General features: G+C 74.0%; 27 protein-coding genes and 3 tRNA genes. 13 read left to right on the top strand and 17 right to left on the bottom strand.

The annotated features are described in order from the left end of the window. Nucleotides 1–55: 55 nt before the first annotated feature. From FB558_RS11085 to FB558_RS11105, 5 genes are all read left to right on the top strand, one after another. Entirely contained in the window at nucleotides 56–724 is a 669-nt protein-coding gene (locus FB558_RS11085) for a response regulator (protein WP_142051324.1), read from the top strand. Between the two features lie 280 nt (nucleotides 725–1,004). Beyond that, nucleotides 1,005–1,415: a sterol carrier protein gene (locus FB558_RS11090; RefSeq protein ID WP_142051327.1), complete on the top strand. Its 411-nt coding sequence runs from the start codon at nucleotides 1,005–1,007 to the stop codon at nucleotides 1,413–1,415. Between the two features lie 68 nt (nucleotides 1,416–1,483). Beyond that, nucleotides 1,484–1,759 carry a hypothetical protein gene (locus tag FB558_RS11095; protein ID WP_142051330.1) on the top strand — a complete coding sequence of 92 codons (276 nt, stop codon included), beginning with the start codon at nucleotides 1,484–1,486 and terminating at the stop codon, nucleotides 1,757–1,759. A 56-nt stretch (nucleotides 1,760–1,815) separates the two neighbouring features. Next, a complete protein-coding gene (gene yczR, locus FB558_RS11100) occupies nucleotides 1,816–3,297 on the top strand; it encodes a MocR-like transcription factor YczR (RefSeq protein ID WP_142051333.1) in 1,482 nt (493 codons plus the stop codon). Nucleotides 3,298–3,358: 61 nt separating this feature from the next. After that, complete coding sequence (locus tag FB558_RS11105) at nucleotides 3,359–4,468, top strand: CaiB/BaiF CoA transferase family protein (protein ID WP_246106364.1); 1,110 nt, start codon at nucleotides 3,359–3,361, stop codon at nucleotides 4,466–4,468. Between the two features lie 144 nt (nucleotides 4,469–4,612). On the opposite strand, the gene rplA is transcribed toward FB558_RS11105, so the two are convergent. The 5 genes from rplA to FB558_RS11130 form a co-directional block, all read right to left on the bottom strand. Next, nucleotides 4,613–5,335: a 50S ribosomal protein L1 gene (rplA, locus tag FB558_RS11110; protein WP_142051342.1), complete on the bottom strand. Its 723-nt coding sequence runs from the start codon at nucleotides 5,333–5,335 to the stop codon at nucleotides 4,613–4,615. Between the two features lie 71 nt (nucleotides 5,336–5,406). Next, entirely contained in the window at nucleotides 5,407–5,841 is a 435-nt protein-coding gene (gene rplK, locus FB558_RS11115; protein ID WP_142051345.1) for a 50S ribosomal protein L11, read from the bottom strand. Between the two features lie 54 nt (nucleotides 5,842–5,895). Then, the gene (gene nusG, locus FB558_RS11120; protein ID WP_142051348.1) at nucleotides 5,896–6,768 is read right to left on the bottom strand and encodes a transcription termination/antitermination protein NusG; all 873 of its coding nucleotides are present in this window, start codon (nucleotides 6,766–6,768) and stop codon (nucleotides 5,896–5,898) included. 40 nt (nucleotides 6,769–6,808) lie between these two features. Beyond that, on the bottom strand, nucleotides 6,809–7,147 hold the full coding sequence (gene secE / locus FB558_RS11125; RefSeq protein WP_142051352.1) for a preprotein translocase subunit SecE: 339 nt from the start codon (nucleotides 7,145–7,147) through the stop codon (nucleotides 6,809–6,811). Between the two features lie 73 nt (nucleotides 7,148–7,220). Further along, nucleotides 7,221–7,296 (bottom strand) — tRNA-Trp (locus tag FB558_RS11130). A gap of 166 nt (nucleotides 7,297–7,462) precedes the next feature. On the opposite strand from FB558_RS11130, the gene FB558_RS11135 reads away from it, so the two are divergent. Further along, the gene (locus tag FB558_RS11135; RefSeq protein ID WP_142051357.1) at nucleotides 7,463–8,704 is read left to right on the top strand and encodes a pyridoxal phosphate-dependent aminotransferase; all 1,242 of its coding nucleotides are present in this window, start codon (nucleotides 7,463–7,465) and stop codon (nucleotides 8,702–8,704) included. Between the two features lie 43 nt (nucleotides 8,705–8,747). Here FB558_RS11135 and FB558_RS11140 read toward each other — a convergent pair whose 3' ends face one another. The 10 genes from FB558_RS11140 to rpmG (FB558_RS11185) form a co-directional block, all read right to left on the bottom strand. Next, the gene (locus tag FB558_RS11140) at nucleotides 8,748–8,957 is read right to left on the bottom strand and encodes a hypothetical protein (protein WP_142051360.1); all 210 of its coding nucleotides are present in this window, start codon (nucleotides 8,955–8,957) and stop codon (nucleotides 8,748–8,750) included. Nucleotides 8,958–9,122: 165 nt separating this feature from the next. Further along, nucleotides 9,123–9,584 carry a MaoC family dehydratase gene (locus FB558_RS11145; protein WP_142051363.1) on the bottom strand — a complete coding sequence of 154 codons (462 nt, stop codon included), beginning with the start codon at nucleotides 9,582–9,584 and terminating at the stop codon, nucleotides 9,123–9,125. After that, nucleotides 9,581–10,030 (bottom strand): FAS1-like dehydratase domain-containing protein, encoded by a 450-nt coding sequence (locus FB558_RS11150; protein ID WP_170231273.1) that lies wholly within the window; start codon nucleotides 10,028–10,030, stop codon nucleotides 9,581–9,583. Before FB558_RS11150 ends, FB558_RS11145 begins: the two co-directional genes overlap by 4 nt. Before the next feature lie 2 nt (nucleotides 10,031–10,032). After that, the gene (gene rpmG / locus FB558_RS11155) at nucleotides 10,033–10,200 is read right to left on the bottom strand and encodes a 50S ribosomal protein L33 (protein WP_094926598.1); all 168 of its coding nucleotides are present in this window, start codon (nucleotides 10,198–10,200) and stop codon (nucleotides 10,033–10,035) included. A gap of 33 nt (nucleotides 10,201–10,233) precedes the next feature. Continuing rightward, a tRNA-Met gene (locus FB558_RS11160) sits at nucleotides 10,234–10,309 on the bottom strand. 29 nt (nucleotides 10,310–10,338) lie between these two features. Then, nucleotides 10,339–10,411 (bottom strand) — tRNA-Thr (locus tag FB558_RS11165). Nucleotides 10,412–10,494: 83 nt separating this feature from the next. Continuing rightward, nucleotides 10,495–10,800: a 30S ribosomal protein S14 gene (rpsN, locus tag FB558_RS11170; RefSeq protein ID WP_142051369.1), complete on the bottom strand. Its 306-nt coding sequence runs from the start codon at nucleotides 10,798–10,800 to the stop codon at nucleotides 10,495–10,497. Next, on the bottom strand, nucleotides 10,800–11,036 hold the full coding sequence (rpmB, locus tag FB558_RS11175; RefSeq protein WP_142051372.1) for a 50S ribosomal protein L28: 237 nt from the start codon (nucleotides 11,034–11,036) through the stop codon (nucleotides 10,800–10,802). The genes rpsN and rpmB overlap by 1 nt, the downstream gene beginning before the upstream one ends. Nucleotide 11,037: 1 nt before the next feature. Continuing rightward, nucleotides 11,038–11,277, bottom strand: coding sequence for a 30S ribosomal protein S18 (rpsR, locus tag FB558_RS11180; RefSeq protein WP_142051375.1), 240 nt, complete (start codon nucleotides 11,275–11,277; stop codon nucleotides 11,038–11,040). Between the two features lies 1 nt (nucleotide 11,278). Further along, nucleotides 11,279–11,443 carry a 50S ribosomal protein L33 gene (gene rpmG, locus FB558_RS11185; protein ID WP_142051378.1) on the bottom strand — a complete coding sequence of 55 codons (165 nt, stop codon included), beginning with the start codon at nucleotides 11,441–11,443 and terminating at the stop codon, nucleotides 11,279–11,281. A 65-nt stretch (nucleotides 11,444–11,508) separates the two neighbouring features. Between rpmG (FB558_RS11185) and mrf the strand changes: the two genes are divergently transcribed. From mrf to FB558_RS11215, 6 genes are all read left to right on the top strand, one after another. After that, nucleotides 11,509–12,738 (top strand): ribosome hibernation factor-recruiting GTPase MRF, encoded by a 1,230-nt coding sequence (gene mrf / locus FB558_RS11190; protein WP_211366289.1) that lies wholly within the window; start codon nucleotides 11,509–11,511, stop codon nucleotides 12,736–12,738. Next, complete coding sequence (gene rpmF / locus FB558_RS11195) at nucleotides 12,738–12,908, top strand: 50S ribosomal protein L32 (RefSeq protein WP_142051385.1); 171 nt, start codon at nucleotides 12,738–12,740, stop codon at nucleotides 12,906–12,908. Before mrf ends, rpmF begins: the two co-directional genes overlap by 1 nt. A 1,433-nt stretch (nucleotides 12,909–14,341) precedes the next feature. Then, nucleotides 14,342–17,389 carry a helix-turn-helix transcriptional regulator gene (locus FB558_RS11200; RefSeq protein WP_142051388.1) on the top strand — a complete coding sequence of 1,016 codons (3,048 nt, stop codon included), beginning with the start codon at nucleotides 14,342–14,344 and terminating at the stop codon, nucleotides 17,387–17,389. A 63-nt stretch (nucleotides 17,390–17,452) separates the two neighbouring features. Then, a complete protein-coding gene (locus FB558_RS11205) occupies nucleotides 17,453–18,742 on the top strand; it encodes a cytochrome P450 (RefSeq protein ID WP_142051391.1) in 1,290 nt (429 codons plus the stop codon). Further along, nucleotides 18,739–20,421: a class I adenylate-forming enzyme family protein gene (locus FB558_RS11210; RefSeq protein ID WP_142051394.1), complete on the top strand. Its 1,683-nt coding sequence runs from the start codon at nucleotides 18,739–18,741 to the stop codon at nucleotides 20,419–20,421. The genes FB558_RS11205 and FB558_RS11210 overlap by 4 nt, the downstream gene beginning before the upstream one ends. A gap of 31 nt (nucleotides 20,422–20,452) precedes the next feature. Continuing rightward, nucleotides 20,453–20,659: a hypothetical protein gene (locus FB558_RS11215; RefSeq protein ID WP_142051396.1), complete on the top strand. Its 207-nt coding sequence runs from the start codon at nucleotides 20,453–20,455 to the stop codon at nucleotides 20,657–20,659. 6 nt (nucleotides 20,660–20,665) lie between these two features. Here FB558_RS11215 and FB558_RS11220 read toward each other — a convergent pair whose 3' ends face one another. Then, nucleotides 20,666–20,881 (bottom strand): hypothetical protein, encoded by a 216-nt coding sequence (locus FB558_RS11220; RefSeq protein WP_246106365.1) that lies wholly within the window; start codon nucleotides 20,879–20,881, stop codon nucleotides 20,666–20,668. A gap of 192 nt (nucleotides 20,882–21,073) precedes the next feature. Here FB558_RS11220 and tenA point away from each other — a divergent pair, with 192 nt between their 5' ends. After that, nucleotides 21,074–21,760: a thiaminase II gene (gene tenA / locus FB558_RS11225; RefSeq protein ID WP_142051399.1), complete on the top strand. Its 687-nt coding sequence runs from the start codon at nucleotides 21,074–21,076 to the stop codon at nucleotides 21,758–21,760. On the opposite strand, the gene FB558_RS11230 is transcribed toward tenA, so the two are convergent. Continuing rightward, nucleotides 21,757–22,152 (bottom strand): phage holin family protein, encoded by a 396-nt coding sequence (locus FB558_RS11230; protein WP_142051402.1) that lies wholly within the window; start codon nucleotides 22,150–22,152, stop codon nucleotides 21,757–21,759. The two genes, tenA and FB558_RS11230, sit on opposite strands and share 4 nt — an antisense overlap. Nucleotides 22,153–22,154: the final 2 nt, after the last annotated feature.

Genomic DNA, 22,154 nt, shown 5'->3' on the forward strand with positions numbered 1-22,154 from the left:
TGTCGGCGTGACTCCGCGGCGGTTCCACGGGCGGCCGCCGTTAGAGTCCCGACCCGTGCGCGACGGCCGGTACGTCGTGGTCATCGTCGACGACCACGCCCTGTTCTCGCAGGGCCTCGCGCTGCTGCTCGAGTCGCGGGCGGGCGACACGTTCGTGGTGGCGGGCGCGACCACCGCCGGCGAGGACGCGGTCGCGCTGGTCGGCCGGGAGGCCGCCGACATCGCGATCGTCGATCTCGCCCTCCCCCCGCTCGGTGGCGTGGAGACCATCCGGCGCATCACCGCGGCCTACCCCCGCACCCGGGTGCTCGCGCTCTCCGGGACCGAGGACCTCGGCCTGGCCACCGCCGCACTGCGGGCGGGAGCGGCCGGTTTCCTGGGCAAGTCGGCCGACCCCGAGGTGCTCGTCGCGCCGCTGCTCACGATCGCGGCCGGCGTCCGGGTGGTGCACCCCGACCTGCTCGACGCCCTGCTGGCGGCCGGGGACCGCGCCGGCGACGGCCTGCTCGAGCGCCTGGACGAGCGCGAGCTGCAGCTGTGGGCGCTGCTCGCCCGCGGCCTGGAGACGAGCGAGATCGCCAAGCCGATGCTCGTCTCCGAGCGGACGGCGAAGCGGATGATCGCGAGCCTGCTGCACAAGCTGGGCGCCGCGAACCGCGTCGAGGCCGCGGCGCTGGCCGGCCGCTACGGCCTGCTGGACGAGCAGCCCCACCGGGGCCGCTGACGGCCTCGCACACCGACATCCGCGCTCGCACACCGACTGCAGTCGGTGTCTGACGTCAGAAGTCGTTGTGCGACCGCTGCCGCCGGCCCCGCCGCGCCTCGCACACCGATTTTCGCGCTCGCACACCGATTGCCGCGCTCGCACACCGACTGCAGTCGGTGCGTCGGCGACGAAGTCGGTGTGCGATGGCCCGCGCGGGCCGCCTGTGGCCCGGCGGAGGGGTCGCCCGCCGCGTCCGTCGTCGGCCAGACTGCCGCCGTCGACGACGAGAGGGGCCGGCATGACGGCGTTCAGGGACGAGGCCGAGGTCTACGAGTTCCTCGGTGGCGTCTTCCGGCAGGGGATGCAGGACCCGGCGCTGGTGGAGAAGCTGCGGCCGACGGGGATCGTCCTGCGGATCACCTACACCGACCCGGACGCCGTGCTGACCGTCGACATGCCGAACACGCAGCTGCACGAGGGCGCGGGCTCGGGACCCGAGCCGAACGTCGAGCTGTTCATGACCGCCGACACCGGCAACCGCTTCTGGCTCGGCAAGGTCGTCCTCCCGGTCGCGCTGGCGAAGGGGCAGGTCCGCGCCAAGGGGCCGGTCGCGAAGCTGCTCACGGTGCTGCCGATGGCGAAGGGCATGTTCGGGCCCTACCGGGAGCAGCTGCAGGCCGCCGGCCGGACGGACCTGCTCGACGCATAGGGCCCAACGCGGGCACCCGTTCGGGTGGTCTATGCGTCGCCCGTTCGACGGTGGTGATACTCCGAACTGTGGAAACAGTGTGGCTCGACGTCCAGATGTGGACCGGCCTGCGTGGCAACTTCCACCCCTTCAAGGACGTGGCCTGCGAGGTGGGCGACCCGGCACCCTCCATCGCGGGCGAGTGGCAGCAGTGGGCCGACTCGTACCTGAGCGCCGTCGCGCAGCAGGAGGCCTGGCAGCCCGGCCGGTACGCCTACAGCGCCGAGCGCCGCGACGACGACGGTCACATCCTCGAGGTCCTCACCCGCGGCCAGTGGGAGTGGACCACGCGCCGACCGGTCTGAACCAGGCCACCTCGTAGGATCGGCCTGCAGCAGCGAGGCCGATCCGCGGGAGTGGCATGGACCGGAACGGGATCGAGCGCCGGATCGGGGCTCCCAGCTTCGGACGGCTGCTCGGCGACTGGCGCCCCCCGGACGGGCGGGGCCTCGCCGAGGCCCTGGCCGAACGGATCCGACTGCTCGTCCTCGACGGGCGACTCCCCCTGCAGACGCGGGTGCCGGCCGAGCGCGAGCTCGCGGTGGCCCTCGCGGTCAGCCGCACCACCGTGGCCACCGCCTACGACACGCTCCGGCAGCTCGGCGCGCTGCACAGCAGGCGCGGCGCAGGCAGCTGGACCCGGCTGCCCGCGGGCCCGTCCCGCGAGGCGAGCACCTCACCGTTCTCCCCGCACGGCGACAGCGCGCTGCACGACCTCGCCCACGCCGCGCTGCCCGCTCCGTCGGACGCGCTGCGGCGGGCGGCGGCCGCCGCCGTCCACGACCTCGACGCCCACCTCGCGGGCCACGGCTACGACCTGCTCGGGCAGTGGGCGCTGCGCACCGCCGTCGCCGACCGGTACACCGCCCGCGGCCTGCCCACCCGGCCCGAGCAGGTGCTCGTCACGGCCGGCGCGGTGCACGCCATCACGCTCGCGCTCACGCTGCTGACCGGGCCAGGGGACCGCGTGCTCGTCGAGCACCCCACCTACCCGAACGCGCTCGGCGCGCTGGCCACCCGCGGCGCGCGCGCCGTCCCGGTGCCGATGGCGCCCGGGCCCGACGGCAGCAGCCGCTGGGACCTGGACCTGCTCACCGCCGCCGTCCGGGACGCCGCGCCGCGGCTCGCCTACGTCATCCCTGATTTCCAGAACCCCACCGGCGCCCTGCTCCCCGACGCCGACCGCGCCCGGCTCGTCGACCTGGCCCGGCGGACCGGCACCACCCTGCTGGTGGACGAGACGCTCGCCGAGCTCGCGCTCGACGGGCAGGTCGTCACGCCCCTCGCGGCACACGGCGCCCCCGACTCCCCGCTCGTGCTGACCGTCGGGTCGGCGAGCAAGACGTTCTGGGGCGGCCTGCGCGTGGGGTGGATCCGCACGTCGGCGCCCATGGTCCGGCGCCTCGCCGCCACCCGCGCGAGCGTCGACCTGGGGGGACCGGTGCTCGAGCAGCTCCTGACCGCGCGCCTGGTGGCCGAGGGGGACGCCGTCGTGGCGGTGCGGCGCCCCGAGCTGGCCGCCGCGCGCGACCACCTGCTCGCGCGGCTCGCCGACGCCTTCCCCGCCTGGAGGCCCTCCCGGCCCGGCGGCGGCCTGAGCCTGTGGGTCGATCTCGGCCACGGTGTCTCCAGCCGGTTGACCGCCACGGCACGGCGCCACGACGTGCTGCTCGCGGCCGGCCCCCGGTTCGGGCTCGACGGCGCCTTCGAGCGCTACCTGCGGCTGCCGTTCACCCTGCGGCGGGACCGGATGGACGACGCCCTGGACCGGGTGGTGGCCGCGTGGGCCGACCTCGACCGCCTCGACCCGGGCGCGGAGGCCGAGCCGAGCGCGGTGGCCTGATCGGCGCGGGACGGTCAGCTCTGACTGTATGGTGCGCGCGACGACGAGCATGGGAGGGCGTGTGGAGCACCGGAGCGGCCCGCTGGCCGGGCTGAAGGTCGTGGAACTGGCCGGGATCGGCCCCGGCCCGCACGCCGCGATGATCCTCGCCGACCTCGGCGCCGACGTCGTCCGCGTCGACCGCCCGTCCGGCGGCCTGCAGCTCGGGACGCCCGGCGCCCCCGACCCGACGCTGCGCGGCCGGCGCCGCGTGCCGGCCGACCTCAAGGACCCCGCGGGACGCGAGACCGTCCTGCGCCTCGTCGAGCACGCCGACGTGTTGCTGGAGGGCTACCGGCCCGGCGTCACCGAACGGCTCGGCGTCGGTCCCGCCGAGTGCCACGCCCGCAACCCGCGGCTGGTGTACGCGCGGATGACCGGTTGGGGCCAGGACGGGCCGCTCGCCGCCCGCGCGGGCCACGACATCAACTACATCTCGCTCACCGGGGCGCTGCACGCGATCGGGCGCGCAGGCGAGCGGCCGGTACCGCCGCTGAACCTCGTCGGTGACTTCGGCGGTGGCTCGATGCTGCTCGTCACGGGCGTGCTCGCGGCGTTGTGGGAGGCGCAGCGCTCCGGCGAGGGGCAGGTCGTGGACGCCGCGATGGTCGACGGCGCGTCGCTGCTCGTCCAGATGGTGTGGGGCATGCTCGGGCAGGGCGCGTGGAGCGACGGGCGCGAGGAGAACCTCCTCGACGGCCACGCCCCCTTCTACGACACCTACACCTGCTCCGACGGCGCGCACGTCGCGGTCGGAGCGCTCGAGCCGCAGTTCTACGCCGCGCTGCTCTCCGGGCTCGGCCTCGACGGGGAGGAACTGCCCGCCCAGTACGACCGGGCGGGCTGGCCCGCGCTACGGGCCCGGTTCACCGAGGTCTTCGCCTCGCGCACCCGCGACGAGTGGGCGCAGGTGTTCGCCGGCACCGACGCCTGCGTCACACCGGTGCTGGCCTTCGCCGAGGTGCCCGGCCACCCGCACCTGGCGGCCCGGGAGACCGTCGTCGAGCGCGACGGCGTCCCGCAGGCCGCCCCGGCCCCCCGGTTCTCCCGCACCCCGGCGGCGGTGCCCCCCGCCCCCGCGGAGCCGGAGACGGCCGAGCAGGTCCTCGCCGACTGGACCCGCCCCGCCTGAGCCCCGCGAGTCTCCCGTCCCGACAGCGCGAGTCTCCCGTCCGGGCTGCGCGAGGCGCGCGCTCGGTGCCGTCCTCGCGAGACCCGCCGGACACGACGAGGCCCCCGGCGCGGTGTGCGCCGGGGGCCTCGTGCGTGTCGTGCGTCAGGCGGACGGGGTGTCGTCCACCAGCAGGTTGCGCGTGCGGTTCGGGTCGACCGGGATGCCCGGGCCCGTGGTCGTGGAGACCGTGACCTTCTTGACGTAGCGCCCCTTCGCGGCCGACGGCTTCGCCCGCAGGATCTCGTCGAGGGCAGCGCCGTAGTTCTCCACCAGCTTCTCGGTGTCGAACGAGGCCTTGCCGATGACGAGGTGCAGGTTGGCCTGCTTGTCGACCCGGAAGTTGATCTTGCCGCCCTTGATGTCCTGGACGGCCTTGGTGACGTCCGGGGTGACGGTGCCGGTCTTCGGGTTCGGCATCAGGCCACGCGGGCCCAGGATGCGCGCGATCCGGCCGACCTTGGCCATCTGGTCCGGCGTGGCGATCGCCGCGTCGAAGTCCAGCCAGCCGCCCTGGATGCGCTCGATCAGGTCCTCGGCGCCGACCACGTCGGCGCCTGCGGCCTCGGCCTCGGCGGCCTTGTCACCGGTGGCGAACACGATCACTCGCGCCGTCTTGCCGGTGCCGTGAGGCAGGTTCACGGTGCCGCGGACCATCTGGTCGGCCTTGCGGGGGTCCACGCCGAGCCGCATCGCGACCTCGACGGTGGCGTCCATCTTGGCGCTGGAGGTCTCCTTCGCCAGCCCGGCGGCCTCGAGCGGGCTGTAGAGCCGGTTCGGGTCGATCTTCTCGGCGGCCTGGCGGTACGCCTTGCTGCGCTGTGCCATGTGCTCTGTCCTCAATCGGTCAGGTCGTGGTGCGAGCCGCGCCCGGCTCTCCCACGCGAACTTCGGCTGGATCAGCCGTTGACGGTGATGCCCATCGACCGCGCGGTGCCGGCGATGATCTTCGCCGCCTGGTCGATGTCGGTGGCGTTCAGGTCGCGCATCTTGGTCTCCGCGATCTGGCGCACCTGCTCCATCGTCACGGACGCGACCTTCTTGACGTGCGGCTCGCCGCTGCCCTTGTCCACCCCGGCCGCCTTGAGCAGCAGCCGCGCGGCGGGGGGCGTCTTGAGCTCGAAGGTGAACGAGCGGTCCTCGTACACCGAGATCTCGACGGGCACCACGTCGCCGCGCTGCGACTCGGTGGCGGCGTTGTAGGCCTTGCAGAACTCCATGATGTTGACGCCGTGCTGGCCGAGCGCGGGGCCGACCGGCGGGGCGGGCGTCGCGGCGCCCGCCTTGATCTGGAGCTTGATGATCGCGGAGAGCTTCCGCTTCTTGGGAGGCATGTCTATTCCCTGTCGTGGTTGTGCACATCGCGGCCCTGCCTGCCGCGACGGGGGTCAGATCTTCGAGACCTGGCTGAAGGCCAGCTCGACGGGGGTCTCGCGGCCGAAGATCGAGACGAGCACCTTGAGCTTCTGGGCGTCGACGTTGACCTCGTTGATGGTGGCCGGGAGCGTGGCGAACGGGCCGTCCATCACCGTGACCGACTCGCCGACCTCGAAGTCCACCTCGACGGTGGCCTTGCCTGCGGCCCCGGTGCCGGAGTCGGCCTTGGCGCCACCGGCGCCCGCCGCGGCCGGCTGCTTCGCCTCGACGCGCGGGAGCAGGAACTTGATGACGTCGTCGTGCGTCAGCGGGGACGGACGCGAGGTGGCGCCCACGAACCCCGTGACGCCGGGCGTGTTGCGCACCGCGCCCCACGACTGGTCGTTGAGCTCCATCCGCACCAGGATGTAGCCGGGCAGCACCTTGCGCTGCACCTGCTTGCGCTGCCCGTTCTTGATCTCGGTGACCTCTTCGGTGGGCACCTCGACCTGGAAGATGTAGTCCTCCACGTCGAGCGTCTGCACACGCGTCTCGAGGTTGGTCTTCACCTTGTTCTCGTAGCCGGCGTAGGAGTGCACGACGTACCAGTCGCCCGGCGCGCGGCGCAGCGCCGCACGCATCTCCTCGACCGGGTCGGCCTCGGCCTCCGGCTCGGCGTCGGGCCCCGCGGCATCCGCGGCGCCCTCGCCCGCCTCTTCGGCGGTCTCGTCGTCCGCGGTCTCGTCGTCGGCCGCCTCGGCGGCGGCACCGTCGACAGCCTCGTCGGCGTCGGCGTCGGCCGCGTCGACGGACGCGTGCTCGGCGGCGTCGGCCGCGGACTGCTCCTCGATGCCCTGCTCGGCGTCCGCCGCGGCATCGAGCTGGTCGGCCTCGCGCTCGGTCACGTGCCTCTCGCTTCCTTCGTCGTGTGGTGCGTGCCGGTGGTCACGTGCCGAACAGGAACAACACACCCTGCGCGAACACGAAGTCCAGCAGCCAGACCAGCGCGACCATGAACGACACGAAGACCAGCACGACGATCGTGTAGGTGACCAGCTGGTTGCGGGTCGGCCAGATGACCTTCCGCAGCTCGGCGACCACCTCGCGCAGGAACCTGGCGATCCGGCTGAAGAACGACGCGCGTGCCGGCCGGGCCTCGCGGACCGCGGCCCGTCCGCCCTTGCCGTCGCCGGTGGGCGCCGGGCCGGAGCGCCGACCCCGACGGTCGGCGGCGGTGCTCGGGCGTTCCCGCCCGTTCCCGCTCGCCTCGCGTTCCTCAGTCACGCCGCATCCTCCAGCTCACCCGCGGCTCGGCCGCCGTTTCGTTCCCCACGTCTCGATCCAGCACATCCTGCAGTGGCAGGGGTGACAGGACTTGAACCTGCAACCTGCGGTTTTGGAGACCGCTGCTCTGCCAATTGAGCTACACCCCTAGACCAACCCCGCCCGGAACACCCGGCCCACGGACGGAGGAGCACATCGCGGAGCGACGCACCCAGCTACTCGAGTGTACGGCACCTCGTGTCGGCTCCCGACACGGCACACCCCCGGTGCGCCCCCGGCGGCCGGTCGGCGTCTCCTGCGGGCAGGATGCCCGACATGACTCCAGGCGCTGCGACCACCTCGTCCGCCCCCGCCACCCGCGGCCGGGTCTCGGCCCGCATCGGCGGCATCGCCGAGTCCGCGACGCTGGCGGTCGACACGAAGGCGAAGGCGCTCAAGGCCGCGGGCCGCCCGGTCATCGGCTTCGGGGCGGGCGAGCCGGACTTCCCGACGCCCGCCGCCGTCGTCGCCGCCGCGGAGGCCGCGTGCGCCGACCCGCGCAACCACCGCTACACCCCCGCGGCCGGCCTCCCCGAGCTGCGGGAGGCGATCGCCGCGAAGACCCTCCGCGACTCCGGGCTCGAGCTCTCCGCGTCCCGGGTGCTGGTCACCAACGGCGGGAAGCAGGCCGTCTACCAGGCGTTCGCCACGCTGGTCGACCCGGGTGACGAGGTCCTGCTGCCCGCCCCGTACTGGACGACCTACCCGGAGGCGATCACCCTCGCGGGCGGGGTGCCGGTGCAGGTGACCTGCGGCCCGGAAGCCGGCTTCCTGCCCTCGGTCGCCCAGCTCGACGCCGCGCTCACCGAGCGCACCAAGGTGCTCGTCTGGTGCTCGCCCTCGAACCCGACCGGCGCCGTCGCCTCCCGCGCTCTCACCGAGGAGGTCGGGCGCTGGGCCGTCGAGAACGGCGTGTGGGTGATCACGGACGAGATCTACGAGCACCTCGTCTACGACGACGCCGAGGCGGTCTCCATGCCGGTGGCCGTGCCCGAGCTGGCCGACCGCTGCGTGGTGCTCAACGGGGTCGCGAAGACCTACGCGATGACCGGGTGGCGGGTCGGCTGGCTGGCTGGCCCGGCCGACGTCGTCAAGGCGGCCACCAACCTGCAGTCGCACCTGTCGTCCAACGTCTGCAACGTGGCGCAGCGCGCGGCGCTGGCGGCCGTCTCGGGCTCGCTGGACGCGGTGGTCGAGATGCGCACGGCCTTCGACCGCAGGCGGCGCACGATGGTCGAGCTGCTGCGCGCGATCCCCGGCGTCGAGTGCCCCACCCCGCGCGGCGCGTTCTACGCCTACGCCTCCGTGGAGCAGCTGCTGGGCCGGGAGCTGCGGGGCGCGCGGCCGGCGACGAGCGTGGAGCTGGCGGCCGCCGTGCTGGAGCACGCCGAGGTGGCCGTGGTGCCCGGCGAGGCGTTCGGCACCCCCGGCTTCTTCCGGCTCTCCTACGCACTCGGCGACGACGACCTGCGCACCGGCGTGGAGCGGATGGGCGCCCTGCTGGCCGAGGCGCGCTGAGACGACGGCGGACGGGCCCGGGCGACCGGGCCCGTCCGCGGCGTCACTTGTCGAGCTCGGCGAGCGCCACGAGCGCCGCGGCCCGGGTGGCGTACTTCCACTTGCCCAGGTCGCCGACCGTCTTGACGCCCATCGCCTTCAGCGCCTCGTCGTGCTTCTCCGTGAGCCCCTCGAGCGCGGACGGCGGAGCCTTGAGGATCTCGGCCGCCGTCTTGTCCTCCCACGCCTTGTCCACGAGCTTGCCGAACTGCACGTCGTGCTCCTTCCGCGTCGCGAGAACCTGCCGGGGGCAGGATCGACCCGACCACCACGCCGGGCAAGCGGAGCAGCAGGGCTCCACCTGATCGGTTCGTCGGGTGGTGGCAGGTGCGCGGTCGGAGGCCGCGGAGGCCGGTTCAGCGGTCGCGAACGCCGCGCGTCAGCCCGCGGACGCGGATCCCGATCCGAGTGCGACCTCGGCCACGGCGCGACCCAGCACCGTCTTCCCGTCGAAGGAAGCGGTGATCGCGACCTTCGCGATGCGCTCGCCGTGCTCGCCCTCGCCGACCGCGGTGACCTTGCCGGTGAACTCGACGAGAGCGCCCTCGTCGTCGTCGGGCACCACGACGGGCCGGGTGAAGCGCACGCCGTAGCTGCGGACCGCAGCCGGGTCGCCCACCCACCCGGTGACGAGCCGCCCCGCCAGCGCCATCGTGAGCATGCCGTGGGCGATGACGCCCGGCAGGCCGACGGCGCCGGCGACGCGGTCGCTCCAGTGGATCGGGTTGAAGTCCCCGGACGCGCCCGCGTAGCGCACGAGGTCGGCGCGCGTGACGCGCACCGACAGCGGCGGCAGCTCGGTGCCGACCTCCGGGCCGACCTCGGGGCCGACGGCGGTCATGACGCCTCCTGCGCCGCGGTGACGAGCAGCAGGCGCGTGGTGGCCACCGGCTCGCCGCCGGTGTCGGCGACCTCGCAACGCAGGGTCAGCATGTGGCTGCCGCCCCGGGTCTTGAGGTCCTCGACGTGGATGGTGGTGACCAGGTCGTCACCGCCGTGGATCGGGCGGTGCAGGGTGATCGACTGGTCGCCGTGCACCATGCGCGAGTAGTCCCAGCCGAAGTCCGGGTCGCGCAGGAACGCCTCGATCACCGGCATCGTGAACGTCACCGCGAACGTGGGTGGCGCCACGACGTCGGGGTGACCGGCCGCGCGGGCGGCCTCGACGTCCAGGCACACGGAAGCGCCCTCGCCGATGGCGAGGGCGAACTCCCGGACCTTCTCCCGGCCGACCCGGTACGGGGCCGTCGGCGGCAGAGCCGTACCGACGTACGCCGCGTTCGGCACGCTCAGCGCGTCTCGCGGTGCTCGCGGTGGGTGCCGCAGTTCGGGCAGAACTTCTTGATCGCGAGCCGGTCGGGGTCGTTGCGCCGGTTCTTCTTGGTGATGTAGTTCCGGTGCTTGCACTGCTCGCACGCCAGCGTGATCTTGGGCCGGACGTCGGTGGCCTTCGCCATCGCGGGTGCCTCCTGCTGTGTATCTCTCGTGTCTGGTAGCGGTGGCCGGACTTGAACCGGCGACACAGCGATTATGAGCCGCTTGCTCTACCGACTGAGCTACACCGCTTCGCGACGCTGGTCACTCCCAGCGCGCTGAGCCCCTTTACGGAATCGAACCGTAGACCTTCTCCTTACCATGGAGACGCTCTGCCGACTGAGCTAAAGGGGCGGCAGGCCGGACGGTCGGTCACTCCCGCACGGCCGCTGACGATGCTACACAACCCCCGCCACGGGGTTGCGCGGGGACCCCGGTCACCAGCTCGACTTGCGCACCCCCGGCAGGAAGCCCTCGTGCACGAGCCCCCGCACCCGCACCCGCGAGACGCCGAAGGCGCGCAGGTACCCCCGCGGGCGACCGTCGACGGCGTCGCGGTTGCGCACCCGGGTGGCACTCGCGTCCCGCGGCTGGCGGGCGAGCGCGCGCTGCGCGTCGGCGCGCTCCTCCGGTGTCGACGACGGCCGCGCGACGACCGCCTTCAGCTCCGCGCGCCGTGCCGCGTACCGCGCCACCACCGCCTTGCGGTGCTCGTTGCGCGCGATCTTCCCCTTCGTGGCCATCAGACCTTCTCCCCTCGGGCCCTGATCCGCGCGACCGCGGCGGCGACACCGATCCGGTCGATGGTGCGGATGGCGTCGGCGGAGATCCGCAGCCGCACGTACCGCCCCTCCCGCGCGAACCAGTAGCGCTTGGACTGGATGTTCGGGTCCCACCGGCGGCTCGTGCGGCGGTGGGAGTGCGAGACGGACCGGCCGAAGCCGGGCTCGGCCCCGGTGAGCTGGCAGCGCCGGGACACCTCAGCCCCTCCCGGCGTGCGGGTAGGGCAGCAGCGCCATCTCGCGGGCGTTGCGGATGGCGACGGCGACCCGCCGCTGCTGCTGCGGCGTCAGGCCCGTCACCCGGCGGGCGCGGATCTTGCCGCGGTCGGAGACGAAGGTGCGCAGCATCGTCACGTCCTTCCAGTCGACCTCGGTGATCCCCCTCGTGTGCAGGGGGTTGGCCTTGCGCTTCAGCGGGCGGCGCTCCCGGCCGGGCACGTCAGCGCTCCTCGCGGAACTCGACGTGGCGCCGGACCGCCGGGTCGTACTTGCGCAGCACCATGCGGTCCGGGTCGTTGCGCCGGTTCTTGCGCGTGACGTAGGTCGTGCCGGTGCCCGCGGTCGACCGCAGCTTCACGATCGGCCGCACATCGTTGCGCGCCATGGACCCTCCTTCGTAACGACATCCATTTTCATCTAGGCTAACCCAGACCGATCGAGGAGGACCACGTGACCCGACCAGAGCTGCTGGTGCTCACCGGGCTGCACGAGCCCGGCGTGGAGGCCACCGCCGCCCGGATCAGGGCGCTCGACCCGGACGTCGCCGTGTTGCACCACGACCTGCGCGGCGTCGCGACGGGCCGGGTGCACCGCAGGCTGCGCCACGGCGCCCGTGACGAGCACACCGTGCTGGAGCTGGCCCACGGCTGCGTCTCGTGCACCCTGCGCGAGGACCTGCTGCCGCAGCTGCACGCGCTCTCCGGGCCGGGCGGACCGCGGCGCATCGTGCTGCACCTCGACCCCGCGCTCGAGCCCGAGCAGGTCTGCTGGTCGCTGCTGCACGTGCTCGTCGACGGGGCGCCGATCACCGACCGCGTGGACCTGCGGGGCGTGCTCACCTGCGTGGACGCCGGCAGCTGGCTCGACGACGCCACCGGCGACGCGACCGTGGCCGAGCGCGGGTTCGCCGAGCTGCCCGACGACGAGCGCACGCTGGCGCAGGTCGCCGTCGGGCAGGCGGAGCTCGCCGACCTGCTGGTGCACACCGGCACGGCGGACGCGTGGCAGCTCGCCCGCACCGACGCCGTGCTCGCCCGCCTCGCGCCCTCCGCGCAGCGGGTGCACCTGGCCGCGCTCGACGAGCGCGCGCTGCTCGCCGACCTCCCGCCCTCCGCGCGGCGTGGCCGACCCGACGACGTGCACGCACCGCTGCTGCGCGGGCAGCCCCCGCTCGCCCGCGACTGCGGTGTGCAGCTGCTCGTCCTCGCCGCGCGCCGCCCGTTCCACCCCGAGCGCCTGCACGAGGCGATGGACGCGCTGCTCGACGGCGTCGTCCGCACCCGCGGGCGGATCTGGCTGGCCACCCGCCCGGACGCCGTGCTGTGGCTGGAGTCGGCGGGCGGCGGGCTGCAGATCGGGCACGCGGGCGACTGGCTCGACGGCGCGGGCGAGCGGGCGTGGGCGCAGGCGTCGCCGGAACGGCGGGCCATGGCGTCATTGGGCTGGCACCCGCGGTTCGGGGACCGCGCGCAGGACCTCGTCGTGCTCGTCCACGACGCCGACCCGGCCGAGGTCGAGGAACGGCTGAGCGCCGCACTGCTGACCGACGCCGAGCTCGCGGCGGGCGAGGAGTCGTGGCGCGCCCTGCCCGACCCCTTCGGCTGGTGGCACACCGACCCCTGCGGACCCCCGGCCGGGCTGCCGGCCGTGTCCGCGCGGACCGAGCAGGAGGAGCACTGATGGCCGTCCCGAAGCGCCGCACGTCGCGGTCGAACACCCGCAGCCGGCGGGCGCAGTGGAAGGCGACCCCACCGGACCTGGTACCGGTGACGATCGCCGGCCGCCGCCATCTCGTCCCCCGCCGCCTGGTGCGGGCCTACCAGCGCGGGCTGCTGACGCCACCGGAGTGACCGGCACCGGCGGTGATCCGTACGAGCCGCGCACCGGCGCGGCCACGACAGCCGTGAGGCGCGCCTCGCAGCGATCATCGCGCCTGATCGTTTCGAGCAGTACGCCACGGCCGTCCCCATCCGTGGGCGGGTGGTCGGGTTGGCACAACTACCGAGCATCGTGGTCACCGTGACGGCCGTCCCCGACCTGGCGGCACGCCCGTCCAGGGACGAGCACGTCTCTGCCGGGTGCCACGCGTCTTGCGGTGGTCCCGGTGCACCCCTCTACCCGTGCGGATCCGGTGATCAGCGGGCCGTCGCAGCTCATGATCGACGGAATCGCGACATGCGCTGCAGCGCTGCAGGTCAGCTCCCGATTTCACTGATCGTGACCGTGGCACGGGGTCGGGAACGGCACCACAGCCAGTGGCGTGGCACCCGGCAGAGACGGGCTCGTCGTCAACGGGCGTGCCGCCAGGTCGGGGACGGCCGCCCGGACGACCACGTCACTCGGTAGTTGTGCCAACCCGGCCACCACCGGATCGGCAGATCACGCTCGGCGCCGGAGCGACCGCGTGGAAAGCCAGGGCCGAGGCGTGGTGCAGCTCGCCCCGAGCCGGGAACGGCGCGCCCACCGCAGCCGCTCCCGCGAGAACGCCGAGCCGCCCCGTTCGCGGGTGAACGGAACACCAGAGCTGTCCCGGCATGACCGAACAACCCTGGGGTTCCGTTCACCCGCAGAACCGGGCCGCGAGCCGGGGGACGGGCGCGCTCACGCAACCCGCACCACCGACGGCTCCCGCGAAGGCGGCACGGCGACGTTCCAAAGGCCGCCCCGAGGGTTGATCAGCGTATGCGGTTGCAGACCCGCACGGCTGCGACTCCAGCACCACATCCGCCGATCACGCCTCCAGCCGCCGGCCACACACAGATCGATCCCAGTCGTACACCACGGTCGTGCCGCCCGCGCCGACGTGCGACTCGCTGCGATCACCTCGTCCAGATCGGTCCGAGCCGTGCGTGAGCGTCGTACCGGCCGCCGTGCGGTGCGGGTCGGACGGATCAGGAGGCGCCGGTCGCAGTCGTGCCGCGTGAGGAGGTTCACGCAGCTCAGGGGACCGTAAGGGGGAACGCCGACCCCTTACCCCGCGCCGGGCGCCAGGACGACGTGGACGACCGATGCCGGGGCAGCGCCCTCAGGCCGAACCTGGTCGCATGTTCATCGACATCTCGCACCTGTCCGTCCAGTCCGAATCCCACCGGGCCGGGCTGCTCGCCGACGCCGAGAACTTCCGGCTCGCCCGGCTCGTGCGCCGGGCCGGGCGGCGCGGGCGGGGGACGCCGCGGAGCGAGCCGCCGCGGTTACCGCAGTCCGCGCCGCCGGGGCCCGATCGCGCACAGTGCACTGCTGCACCCCACAACGACAGCGCAGAACGTCGGTACGCCGTGCCACGATGACCGGCGTGGCGCGGTTGGGGGTCGGCATCGAGCTGGTGGGGCGCCGGCACGAGGTGTCGGCCCTCACCGCTGCACTCGACGGCGCGGCCGCCGGCACCCCCGCAGGCCTGCTGATGGCCGGCGACGCCGGGGTGGGCAAGTCCCGCATGGTGGCCGAGGCGGCGGGCCGGGCCGCGGCCGCGGGCTTCACCGTGCTGGTCGGCCGGTGCCTCGACACCGCCGAGTCGGCCCTGCCGTACCTCCCGTTCACCGAGGTCGTCGGCACGCTGGCGGCCACCCACCCCACGCTCGTGGCCGAGCACGTCGCGCTGCGGCACCTGCTCCCCGGCGGGTTCACCCGCCCGGACACCACCGGCGAGCGGCGCGACCTCGGCCAGCTGCAGGTGTTCGACGCCGTCCTGTCCGCGCTCCAGGAGCTCGGCGCGGCCGCACCCGTGCTCCTCGTGGTGGAGGACCTGCACTGGGCCGACCGCTCCAGCCGCGACCTGCTCGTCTTCCTGCTCTCGCGGCTGCGGGGCCAGCGCCTGGTCGTGCTCGCCACCTACCGCAGCGACGACCTGCACCGCCGCCACCCGCTGCGTCCCGTGCTGTCGGAGCTGGTGCGGTTGCCCGCCGTCGAGCGCATCGACCTCGCTCCGCTGGAGCACCACGAGGCGCTCGAGCTCGTGCGCCGCCTCGCCGACGGCAGCCTCCCCGAGCCGGTGCTGCACGGCGTGGCGCGTCGCAGCGAGGGCAACGCGTTCTTCGCCGAGGAGCTGGTGAGCGCGGCCGGCGACGGGCTGCCGCACGGCCTCGTCGAGGTGCTGGTCGCGCGCGTCGAGGGGCTCTCACCCACCACCCAGCGGGTCCTGCGCATCGCCTCGGTGGCGGGGCGCCGCGTGAGCCACGCGCGCCTGGCGGCGGTGTCCGGCCTCCCGGTCGACGAGCTGGAGCAGGCGCTGCGCGAGGCTGTCGCGCACCACGTGCTGGTGGCCGCCCACGACGAACCCGCCGGCACCGACGACGCCTACGCCTTCCGCCACGCGCTGCTGCGCGAGGCCATCTACCACGAGCTGCTGCCCGGCGAGCGCAGCCGGCTGCACGCCGCCTACGCCGCGCTGCTCGCGGTGCCCGGCGGCACCGGCCCGCGCGGCGTCGCGGAGCCGGGGCACGCGGCGGAGCTCGCGCACCACGCGATGGCCGGCCACGACCTGCCGCTGGCGCTCGCCGCGTCCGTGCAGGCCTCCTCCGAGGCCGCCGACCGCGAGGCACCCGCCGAGGTGCTGCTGCACGCCGAGCGTGCCCTCGAGCTGTGGTCGGCGGTACCGGACGCCGAGGGCGTGGCCGGCATCGGCGAGGCCAGGCTCACGCGGTGGGCGGCGTGGGGCGCGAGCAGCACCGGCGACCCCGACCGCGGCATCGCGCTGGGCCGCCGTGCCCTCGAGCTGGTCGACGAACACCAGGACCCCGGGCTGAGCTCGGCGATCGGGCGTCGCTATGCGCTGCGCCTGCTCGACCTGGCCGGTCACGAGCAGGAGGCCCTCGCCGCCGCCCGGCACGCGGTGGAGCTCATCGCCCACGAGCCGGCGTCGGTCGAACAGGCGTGGGCGCACGCCGTGCTGGCCCGCGTCCTGGCCAAGTTCGACCACTTCGCCGAGGCCGTTGCCGAGGCGGAGACGGCGCTGCGGGTCGCGCGCCAGGTCCCGGTCGACCCCGACGGTGACGCGCACGCGGCCACTGCCGACGCGCTCGTCACGCTCGCCGTGTGCACGGAGTACGGCGGCGATCCGGAGCGCGCACGTGAGCTGCTGGCCGAGGCGAAGCCGCTGGCCCGCCGGTCCGGCGACCTCGCGGTGGAGCTGCGCGCCTTCTACGCGGTCGGCATCTCGCTGCTCGACGAGGGCAGGCTGGCCGAGGCCGCCGCCGAGTTCGCGGCGGGCGGCGAGCGCGCCGACGCCACCGGCACCACGTGGAGCGCCTACGGCCTCGAGCTGCGGGTGGCGCACGTGATCACCCGCTACATGCGGGGCGAGTGGGACACCGCCGAGGCCGCCGCCGAGATCGCGGGCGAGTCGGTGTCCGCCACCGTGGCGTTCCGGCTCGCGGCCGCCGGGCTGCTCACCACGGTCGGGCGCGGCCGGTTCGCGGCCGCGCAGCGACGGCTGGCGGAGCTGCGCGAGTCGGCGCCCGTCGACGAGCAGGTGATCACGCTGGTCGGGCAGGCGGGCGCGGAAGCGGCCCTCTGGCAGGGCCGGCCCGACGAGGCGGCCCGCTGCGTCCGCGAGGCGGTCGCGGGGCTGAACACGGGCGCCTACTCCGACCTCGCCCCGCACCTGGGTCGCCTCATGCTCGGCGCGCTGGGGGCCGCCGCCCACGCCGACATGGCCGCTGCGGGCCTGCAACCCCACGACGAGGCCGTCGCGGCTGCGACCGAGATGGTGCGCGTGGCCGAGGAAGCGGCCGAGCGCGGCCTGCCCCGGGCCGGGCGGCTCGGGCCGGAGGGGCGGGCGTGGCTGACGTGCGCACGGGCCGAGCTCACCCGCCTGGTGGGGCCGGATCCGGCCTCGTGGAGGGAGGTCGTCAGCGCCTTCGCCTACGAGACCGGCGGGGCGGCGACACCGGGCTACCGCCAGGCGTACGCGCTGTGGCGGGGTGCCGAGGCCGCGCTGGCCACCGGGGAGCGCGCGCAGGTCGCACCGGACCTGCGCCGGGCCCGTGCCGCGGCGCGGGCCCTCGGTGCCGCACCGCTGGCGGAGGCGGTGCACGGGCTGGCGGAGCGGGCCGGGGTCGCGCTGGACGACGCGCCGCCCACCGCGCGACCCGAGCCCGCCGGGCCCCACCCGCTCACCCCGCGGGAGCGCTCCGTCCTGGTGCTCGTCGCCCGGGGGCTCACCAACCGGCAGGCCGGCGTCGAGCTGTTCATCAGCGAGAAGACGGTGAGCGTGCACCTGTCGCGGGTGATGGCGAAGCTCGGCGCGAGCAGCCGCACCGAGGCCGTCAGCATCGCCTACGACCGCGGGCTGCTGGCCCCGCCGGACCGCGAACTGGCGCGCTCGGACCCTTGAGTGCTACCTCGCGGTAACTAGGGTGTGTGTGATCGGGTCCACCCACCACGAGGAGGCTCGGCGATGGCGCCGACGGGCACGAGCACCGAGGGCAGCACCTGGACCGGGCGACCGGACCTGTCCGACGTCCACGGCTTCTGGACGGCACCGATCGCGGAACGCGCGGCCGCGTTCGCCGCCCTGCGCGAGCGCGAACCGGTGCCGTTCTACCCGGAACCGGAGCTGGGGCCGCTGCCCAAGGGACCCGGTTTCTGGGCCCTCACCCGGCACGACGACCTCGCCGAGGCCAGTCGCAACGCCTCGGTGTTCACCTCCGGGAAGGGCGCCACGAACGTCGTGGACATGCCGCCGGAGTTCCTCGAGTTCTACGGCTCGATGATCAACATGGACGACCCCCGGCACGCCCGGTTGCGGCGCATCGTGTCCCGCGGGTTCACGCCGAAGCGGCTGGCCGGGCTCACCGAGGAGGTTCAGCGCACCGCGCGCACCATCGTCGACGACGTGATCGAGCACGGCGAGTGCGACGCGGTCACCGCGATCTCGGCCCGGCTGCCGCTGAAGATCGTGTGCGACATGATGGGCGTGCCGGTGAGCCAGTACGAGTTCGTGTTCGACCGCTCCAACATCATCCTGGGCGCCAGCGACCCGGAGTACGTGCCTGACGCGGAGAACATCATCACCGCGCTGCTGCAGGCCGGGCACGAGCTCGCAGAACTGATGCGCGACCTCGGCAGGTACCGCGTCGAGAACCCCACCGACGACGTCACCTCCGCCCTGGTGAACGCGGAGGTCGACGGTGAACGACTCACCCCCGACGAGCTCGCCAGCTTCTTCATCCTCCTGGTCGTGGCCGGGAACGAGACCACGCGCAACGCGATCAGCTGGGGCCTGCACCTGCTCACCGAGCACCCGGAGCAGCGCGCCGCATGGCTGGCCGACCTCGACGGCGTCACGCCCACCGCGGTGGAGGAGATCGTCCGCTGGGCGTCCCCGGTGATCTTCATGCGCCGCACGCTGGCCACCGACGCGGTGCTCGGCGGGCAGCAGATGCGAGAGGGCGACAAGGTCGCGCTGTTCTACTGGGCCGCCAACCGGGACCCCGCGCACTTCCGCGACCCGGACGCGTTCGACGTGCGCCGCTCCCCCAACCCGCACGTCGGCTTCGGCGGCGCCGGGCCGCACTTCTGCCTCGGCGCCCACCTCGCGCGCCGCGAGATGACGGTGATGTTCCGCGAGCTGCTCACCCGGGTGCCCGACATCGCTGCCACCGCACCGCCCCGGCGGTTGCAGTCGATGTTCATCAACGGGATCAAGAGCCTGCCGGTGGCGTTCACGCCCGGCGGTGCCCGGTGACGGCCACGTCCCTGGAGTACCCGGATGCGCCGGTCGGGGCGCTGCTCGCGGGCGCGGCGCGACGCTTCGGCCCGCGTCCGGCGGTGCACTACTACGGCCGCGAGCTGACGTACGCGCAGCTGCAGGAGCGCGCGGCGGCGTTCGCGCACTCCCTGATCGGCGCCGGGATCGGGCGCGGCGACGTGGTCGCGATCCACCTGCCGAACTGCCCGCAGTACCCGATCGCCTACTACGGCATCCTGCTGGCGGGCGCCACGTTCTCGCCCGCCAACCCCCTGCTGCCACCGGCCGACCTCGCCGCCCAGCTCGCCGACTGCGGCGCGGTGGCCGCCGTGACCTGGGTTCCGGCGGCTCCGGCCCTCGCCGCGGTGCGCGACCGGACGGCCGTGCGACTCGTACTGGTCACCGACCGCGCGCAGGCCCTCGACCCGGGCCGCCGGGTCGAGCTCGACGCCGTGCCGGGTGCCCAGGACTTCGAGGAGTTCCACGCCTGCGCCCCGACCACCCCGCCGGACGTGCCGATCGACGTGCGGAACGACCTCGCGCACCTGGCCTACACCGGCGGGACGACCGGCCGTTCGAAGGGCGTGCAGCTGCCGCACCGCAACGTGGTGGTCAACTCCCTGCAGTACGCGTGCGGGGGCAGCGGCTCGGTGCCGGCGCGCGACGACGCGGGCGGCGTGGTGCTCGACCAGGTCTCGCCGCCCGAGGAGCACCCCGTGCGCCTGGGCACGGGCGTCGCCATCAACCTCACCCCGTGGTTCCACGCGATGGGCACCATCGGCGGGTTGAACGTCCCGGTGCTGACCGGCGGCACCATCGTGCTGCACGACCGGTTCGACCCGGGCGCCTACCTCGCCGACGCCGAGCGCTTCGCGGTCACCGGCATGGGCGGCGCGCCGCCGCTGTTCGGCGCGCTCGTGCGGCACCCGGACTTCGCCACCCGCGACCTGTCGCACGTCCGCGGCATCTCCTCGGGGGCGGCCCCGCTCCCGGTCGAGCTGATCCAGGCGCTGCAGCGCCGGTTCGGCGACGACGTCGTCATCACCGAGGGCTACGGCCTCACCGAGGTCACGATGGGCGCCACGATCGGCCCGGCCGCCCGGTCCGCGGTGCGCAAGGTGGGCACCGTCGGGCTGCCGGTGCCCGACACGGAGGTCCGCATCGTCGACCCGGCGGGTGCCGACCTCGCACCCCTGCCCACCGGTGAGCCGGGCGAGGTGTGCATCCGCGGTCCCCAGGTCATGACGGGGTACCGCAACCGGCCCGAGGAGAACGCGGCCGTGCTCGTGGACGGGTGGCTGCGCACCGGCGACATCGGCGTCCTCGACGAGGACGGCTACCTCTCCATCGTCGACCGCAAGAAGGACATGCTGCTCTACAAGGGCTACAACGTGTACCCGCGGGAGCTGGAGGAGCTGCTGTTCGCGCAACCCGGAGTCACCGGAGCCGCCGTGGTCGGGCGGCCGGACACGATGGCCGGTGAGCTGCCGGTGGCGTTCGTCGTGGCACCCGGCCTCGCCGAGGGGGACGCGCCCGCACTGATGGAGGCCGTGAACGCGCAGGTGCTGCCCTACAAGCGGTTGCGCGAGCTGCACCTGGTGGACGAGATCCCGGTGTCGGCGGCCGGGAAGGTCCTCAAGCGCACCTTGCGCGACCGCCTGACCAGCACTCGCTAACGACGGGGTAACGACGGGCGATACCACCGGCATGCCCGCCCCTGCAGCGCTGCCCCGCTTCTCCGCCGACGCCCACGCGCGCCGGGCCGCGCGGATGCGCGCCGGTGTCGAGGTCGTCGGCCGGGTCGGCAGCCTCGTCACGCTGACCGCGATGCTCGTGCTGGCGGCCACCGCGGGGGCGCTCGCCGACGGCATGCCGGCCGGCGACGAGACGGTGACGGCGACGTTCGAGCGGTAGTCGCGCCTACGCCGCGTCCTGCTGCGGCATCGGCGCCTTCAACACGTGGTCGACCAGCCGCATGACGAGCTGCTCGCCACCGAGGCGGTACCCGAACTCCTCCCAGGTGAGCAGCTCGCGGGAGAGCAGCTCGCCGACCGGGCCGGGGTACAGGCGGGTGGCGCGGAACGCCGCCGCGCGCAGCCGCATCTTCTCGTGGTGGTCCATCGGTGCGGGATCCATGTCCGGCTCACCTCCGCGTGCGTGGCGGTTCGACGCTCGGCGGTGAGTCGCGACCGTGGTGGCACCCATCGTGACCCACCCACCACGGCCCTCCGGAGCACCGAGTGACCGATGTCTCATCAGCGTTCCCGTGGCGACGGGAGGCAAACGGACGGTTCCGCGCAGGCCCGGCGACGTCGTAGCGTCGGGGCCATGGTGACCCCGGCCCGCTCCGCACTGCGCACCCGCGACGTCCTCTGGGCGGACGTGGAGGACGTCTACGCCGCGATCCTCACCCACCCGTTCCTCACCGGGCTGGCCGACGGCACGCTGCCGCGCGAGTCCTTCCGGCACTACATCGTGCAGGACGCGCACTACCTGCGTGGGTACGCGCGGGCCCTCGCGATCTGCGCCGCGAAGGCACCGGACGAGGACGGCACGGTGATGTTCGCCGAGCACGCGGCGTCGGCGATCGCGGCCGAGCGCGAGCTGCACGCGGCGTTGATGGGCGATCTGGGCTCGTCGCCGGAGGAGGCCGCGCTGGAGCCGGTCGCGCCCACCACGCAGGCCTACGTCAGCTACCTGCTCGCCACCGGCTACGGCGGGTCCTTCGCCGAGGCGCTGGGCGCGGTGCTCCCCTGCTACTGGATCTACGCGCGCATCGGCGACGAGCTGCTGGCCCGCAGCTCGCCCGACCCGCTCTACGCCCGGTGGATCGCGACGTACGGCGGCAACGAGTTCCAGGCGGTCGTCGACTCCGTGCTGGACCTCACCGACCGCGTGGGCGAGACGCTCTCCGACGGGGAGAGCGCGCTGCTGCGCCAGCACTTCCGCCGGACCTCGACCTACGAGTGGATGTTCTGGGACGCCGGGTACCGGCGGGAGACCTGGCCCGTCTAACGCTGGTCGAGCCGGTCGGGGATGAGGACGTGGAGGATGAACCCGACCACGCCGACCACGATCGCCCCGAAGAACGCCGCGCCGAACCCGCCGACGGTGAACGGCAGCCCGATGCCCTCGGCGAGGTAGCCGACGAGCATGAACAGCAGCGCGTTGACGACCAGCCCGATCAGGCCGAGCGTCAGGATGTAGAACGGGCAGCCGACCACCTTGATCAGCGGCTTCAGCACCGCGTTGACCAGACCGAAGATGAGCGCGACGACGACGAGCGTGCCGATCCGCGAGCCGGTGGTGCCCGCCGTGTTGTCGATGCCGGGGACGATCAGGGTGGCGACCCACAGGCTGACGGCGACCACCACCACCCGGATCGTGAGCGCGAGCGCGTTCGACACGG

The sequence above is a fragment of the Pseudonocardia kunmingensis genome, assembly GCF_006716445.1.
In the GTDB taxonomy this organism is placed as follows: domain Bacteria; phylum Actinomycetota; class Actinomycetes; order Mycobacteriales; family Pseudonocardiaceae; genus Pseudonocardia; species Pseudonocardia kunmingensis.

Excerpts from the sequence above, each read along its gene's own strand:
- rplA (WP_142051342.1), bottom strand. The coding sequence starts at position 5,335 with ATGGCACAGCGCAGCAAGGCGTACCGCCAGGCCGCCGAGAAGATCGAC.
- FB558_RS11205 (WP_142051391.1), top strand. The coding sequence starts at position 17,453 with ATGGCGCCGACGGGCACGAGCACCGAGGGCAGCACCTGGACCGGGCGA.
- FB558_RS11200 (WP_142051388.1), top strand. The coding sequence starts at position 14,342 with ATGACCGGCGTGGCGCGGTTGGGGGTCGGCATCGAGCTGGTGGGGCGC.
- rpmF (WP_142051385.1), top strand. The coding sequence starts at position 12,738 with ATGGCCGTCCCGAAGCGCCGCACGTCGCGGTCGAACACCCGCAGCCGG.
- FB558_RS11215 (WP_142051396.1), top strand. The coding sequence starts at position 20,453 with ATGCCCGCCCCTGCAGCGCTGCCCCGCTTCTCCGCCGACGCCCACGCG.
- FB558_RS11145 (WP_142051363.1), bottom strand. The coding sequence starts at position 9,584 with ATGACCGCCGTCGGCCCCGAGGTCGGCCCGGAGGTCGGCACCGAGCTG.
- rpmG (WP_142051378.1), bottom strand. The coding sequence starts at position 11,443 with ATGGCGCGCAACGATGTGCGGCCGATCGTGAAGCTGCGGTCGACCGCG.
- yczR (WP_142051333.1), top strand. The coding sequence starts at position 1,816 with ATGGACCGGAACGGGATCGAGCGCCGGATCGGGGCTCCCAGCTTCGGA.
- rpmG (WP_094926598.1), bottom strand. The coding sequence starts at position 10,200 with ATGGCGAAGGCCACCGACGTCCGGCCCAAGATCACGCTGGCGTGCGAG.
- FB558_RS11135 (WP_142051357.1), top strand. The coding sequence starts at position 7,463 with ATGACTCCAGGCGCTGCGACCACCTCGTCCGCCCCCGCCACCCGCGGC.
- rplK (WP_142051345.1), bottom strand. The coding sequence starts at position 5,841 with ATGCCTCCCAAGAAGCGGAAGCTCTCCGCGATCATCAAGCTCCAGATC.
- tenA (WP_142051399.1), top strand. The coding sequence starts at position 21,074 with ATGGTGACCCCGGCCCGCTCCGCACTGCGCACCCGCGACGTCCTCTGG.
- rpsN (WP_142051369.1), bottom strand. The coding sequence starts at position 10,800 with ATGGCCACGAAGGGGAAGATCGCGCGCAACGAGCACCGCAAGGCGGTG.
- FB558_RS11090 (WP_142051327.1), top strand. The coding sequence starts at position 1,005 with ATGACGGCGTTCAGGGACGAGGCCGAGGTCTACGAGTTCCTCGGTGGC.
- FB558_RS11220 (WP_246106365.1), bottom strand. The coding sequence starts at position 20,881 with ATGGATCCCGCACCGATGGACCACCACGAGAAGATGCGGCTGCGCGCG.